Genomic DNA, 1846 nt, shown 5'->3' on the forward strand with positions numbered 1-1846 from the left:
CCGTGACGTTAACAACAGAAGAAGCACCGGCTAACTCCGTGCCAGCAGCCGCGGTAATACGGAGGGTGCGAGCGTTAATCGGAATTACTGGGCGTAAAGCGCACGCAGGCGGTTTGTTAAGCTAGATGTGAAAGCCCCGGGCTCAACCTGGGATGGTCATTTAGAACTGGCAGACTAGAGTCTTGGAGAGGGGAGTGGAATTCCAGGTGTAGCGGTGAAATGCGTAGATATCTGGAGGAACATCAGTGGCGAAGGCGACTCCCTGGCCAAAGACTGACGCTCATGTGCGAAAGTGTGGGTAGCGAACAGGATTAGATACCCTGGTAGTCCACACCGTAAACGCTGTCTACTAGCTGTGTGTGCCTTTAAGGCGTGCGTAGCGAAGCTAACGCGCTAAGTAGACCGCCTGGGGAGTACGGCCGCAAGGTTAAAACTCAAATGAATTGACGGGGGCCCGCACAAGCGGTGGAGCATGTGGTTTAATTCGATGCAACGCGAAGAACCTTACCTACACTTGACATGCGCTGTCGTCAGCTCGTGTCGTGAGATGTTGGGTTAAGTCCCGCAACGAGCGCAACCCTTGTCCTTAGTTGCCAGCCTTAAGTTGGGCACTCTAAGGAGACTGCCGGTGACAAACCGGAGGAAGGTGGGGACGACGTCAAGTCATCATGGCCCTTACGTGTAGGGCTACACACGTGCTACAATGGCATTTACAGAGGGAAGCGAGACAGTGATGTGGAGCGGACCCCTTAAAGAATGTCGTAGTCCGGATTGGAGTCTGCAACTCGACTCCATGAAGTCGGAATCGCTAGTAATCGCAGGTCAGAATACTGCGGTGAATACGTTCCCGGGCCTTGTACACACCGCCCGTCACACCATGGGAGTGGGATGCAAAAGAAGTAGTTAGTCTAACCTTCGGGAGGACGATTACCACTTTGTGTTTCATGACTGGGGTGAAGTCGTAACAAGGTAACCCTAGGGGAACCTGGGGTTGGATCACCTCCTTACCATTACGTCGACTGGGAGAGCGCCTGATTTGCATTCAGGAGGTCAGCAGTTCGATCCTGCTTAGCTCCACCATCTACTTGACACTGAGCTTACATAAGCGAAGTACTGAAGGCTTGTAGCTCGGATGGTTGCAGCCCTGCCCTCGAATAAGAGCGGTGAGGTCACAACGCCGACCGGCTTGAAAAATAGGCTTGTAGCTCAGCTGGTTAGAGCGCACCCCTGATAAGGGTGAGGTCGGCAGTTCAAGTCTGCCCAAGCCTACCATTCACCTGCACTTGCTTCGCAAGTGGTCGTGAAAAAGCCGCTTAACCGGAAGGGAATCGGGTGACCGACCCAGCATCCTGACGGTTTTTCTACTCGCTAAAGTTAGCGGTAGTCAAAGGCTAAGGTGGAAACTGATTTTTGTGTCACGTTGGACCCGAAATCCTAATGAATATTAGCTTTTACGATACTTTAAAGAGTAATGTAGGTCCTCCTTGCGCAAAAGTCATGACAAAAAGCGTCATGATTTTGCATGATAGTTCTTTAACAATTTGGAAAGCTGATATTAATAGTAATCAATCAAAATTGAGTAACTGAGAAGTCGAAAGACGTACTTTTTACTCTACTTGACTTGAATTGCTTGTTATCAACATTGATTGATAGCAAGGCAATTCTTCCGATTAGCTTGTCATGCATACAACATTACCCTTGTCCGAATTCAAAAGTCGGACATGAGGCCAATACTCAAGGCTTTTTAGGGTTGTATGGTTAAGTGACGAAGCGTATACGGTGGATGCCTTGGCAGTTAGAGGCGATGAAGGACGTGTAAGTCTGCGAAAAGCTGTGGTGAGCCGAC

Annotated in this window: 1 tRNA gene and 2 rRNA genes; all 3 read left to right on the top strand. The window is 49.9% G+C overall.

The window, feature by feature from the left end:
* Positions 1-1007: ribosomal RNA gene (locus MHN02_RS21565) — 16S ribosomal RNA — on the top strand; the annotation flags it as partial.
* A gap of 188 nt (positions 1008-1195) precedes the next feature.
* Positions 1196-1272: transfer RNA gene (locus tag MHN02_RS21570), tRNA-Ile, on the top strand.
* A 484-nt stretch (positions 1273-1756) separates the two neighbouring features.
* A 23S ribosomal RNA gene (locus MHN02_RS21575) occupies positions 1757-1846 on the top strand; the annotation flags it as partial.

The sequence above is a fragment of the Alteromonas sp. CNT1-28 genome (genome assembly GCF_022348345.1).
Lineage (GTDB): Bacteria > Pseudomonadota > Gammaproteobacteria > Enterobacterales > Alteromonadaceae > Alteromonas > Alteromonas macleodii.